Annotated in this window: 1 pseudogene; it reads left to right on the forward strand. The window is 60.6% G+C overall.

The features are described from left to right. Positions 1-2067, forward strand: a pseudogene (locus KDL09_RS08365) (hypothetical protein); the annotation flags it as partial. Between the last annotated feature and the right edge of the window lie 230 nt (positions 2068-2297).

Raw genomic sequence — 2297 nt, forward strand, 5'->3', positions numbered from 1 at the left:
AGCGGCGAAGGCGGCGCGGGCAAACCCGGCACGCGCGCCGTGTATGGCGGCCACTCGCACGTCGGCACGATGATCTACAATGGCGACAACTGGCCTGCGATCTACCGCGACCACCTGTTCACGCACAATCTGCACGGTCATCAGCTCAATCATCAGCACATGGTGCGCACCGGCAGCGGTTACGAGACCTTCCACGCCGGCTACGATCTCCTCTACAGCCCCGCCGAGGACTACATTCCCGTCGATCTTCAAACCGGCCCCGACGGCGCCGTCTATGTCATCGACTGGACCGACACCCAGCACTGCCACAACCCCGACGACGAAAAATGGGATCGCAGCAACGGGCGGATCTACCGCATCTCGTGGACGGAGACTTATAAGCCGGTGAAGGTGGATTTGGGGAAGGTGAGTGACGTGGAATTGGTTGAACTCCTGGGTTCAACGAATGGGTGGAAGGCCCGCACCGCCCTCCGACTTCTGATCGACCCGACCCTCGACATGAGCATTCAGGCTTTTGGGGAACTCGAAAATGTCCCGCTCCAACCATTTGCTCACCCCATAGCTCAACTGAGGAGCGCGGCTGCCATCCAAGTGTTCAACAGCGATAATACCAGGTATCTCGATCCTAGAGCCCCTCTATTGACCGCAGAAGTGCGTGCATGGACGATCCAACTTGGGACGGAAGAGCCCGGCAAACCTCTGATCAGCAAAGCCACGCTGCTGAAGCTTGCTACCGACGATCCCTCGCCTGTTGTGCGACTCGCGCTCGCGTCGGCGATGCCTGCGTTGCCGGTTGACTGGGCCTTCGACATCGGCAGTGCGCTCGCAATGCATGGCGAGGATAAGGACGACCGCTTTCTGCCAAAGATGATCTGGTTTGGCCTCGCGAGAGTCATTGAGCAGGATTGGGCGCGCGGGCTGGCGCTGGCGGAGAAGACGCCGATGCCTTCGCTGGCCGATTCGATCCGCTGGTATGCCGGAAAAAGCGCGGAAGGCCGCGAAGCGTTGGTGAAGACGCTGAAAACGACGCGGGATCTGCAGATGCTGGCGTTTTCGTTGAAGGATGAGGCCGCGGTGAAGATGCCGGCAGCGTGGCCGCAGGTTCAGTCGGACTTGTCGGACAAGGCCGACGCGTCAGACGCTGTTCGGGAGGTTTCCGCGCTCTTTGGTGACAAAGCGGTGCTCGCTGAAACGCGCTCTCTTCTGGCGGACACGTCGAAAGCGATGCCGCAACGCAAGGCGGCCTTCGATTTGCTCAAACGCACCGGCGATGTCGAATCCACACCGGTTTTCGTGAAGCTGCTCGATGAACCTGCCTTCTCCAGCGCGGTCATTCCGCTTCTCTCACGATCGAAGGATCCTGGGATTGCGACGGGCCTGATGATGCGGTTTGAGGCGCTGAGTCCGACGGATCGCAGCGCGGCGCTGGGCGTGCTGACGAGCCGTGCGGAACTCGCCAAGCCGTTGCTGGAGGCCGTGAAGGCAGGCAGTTTCGACAAGAAGCACCTCAGCAGCCTGCAAATCCGCCAGATGCGCAACCTGAACCATGCGGACATCAACACGCTGCTCGACGCGACGTGGGGCAAGGTGAACGAATCAAGCGCCGCGGCGAAGGCGAGCATCGCGAAGCTCAAAAAAGCCTACGAATCCGCGCCGTTGTGGGCCTTCAACGCGAAGTCGGGCGAGCAGACTTTCCAGCAGCTCTGCGCCGTGTGTCACTCGATGGGCGGTGTGGGGGGCAAACTCGGGCCCGACCTCGCCGGATCATGGCGCAACGGCCTCGACTACTTTTTGGAGAACATCATCGACCCGAACGCCGTCGTCGGAGACAACTTCCAGCTCCATGTGTTGACCAAGAAGGACGGCAGCGTCGTCTCCGGCATCATCGAGCAGGAGACGGACACGGCGATCACCGCCCGCACCGTGACGGAGAGTGTCGTCATCGCCAAAACCGATCTCAAAGACCGCCAGAAGACACCCGTGTCCCTCATGCCGCCCGGATTGCTCGAAGCCCTGCCCGAACGCAAGGCGATCGAACTGCTGAAGTATCTGCTGAGCAGGCGGTGATCGTCGGACATCGTGTTGCATCGAGAAGGTCCGGTCTTGCGTCGGCGTATGAGAGGAATGCACATGCGACTTCTCCTTTCGATTTTCCTCTCCGTGGCTGTTGCTCATGCGACGGAAGATTTGACGGTCTTGAAGGCGACGCCGGAGGGGATCGAACCTGATCAGCAGCTTGAGGTGTGGTTGAAGCAGGAGTTTTACCGGATGGTGGACCGGCGGAGCGAGGCGTTTGA

This window comes from Prosthecobacter sp., from assembly GCF_020439865.1.
Lineage (GTDB): Bacteria > Verrucomicrobiota > Verrucomicrobiia > Verrucomicrobiales > Verrucomicrobiaceae > Prosthecobacter.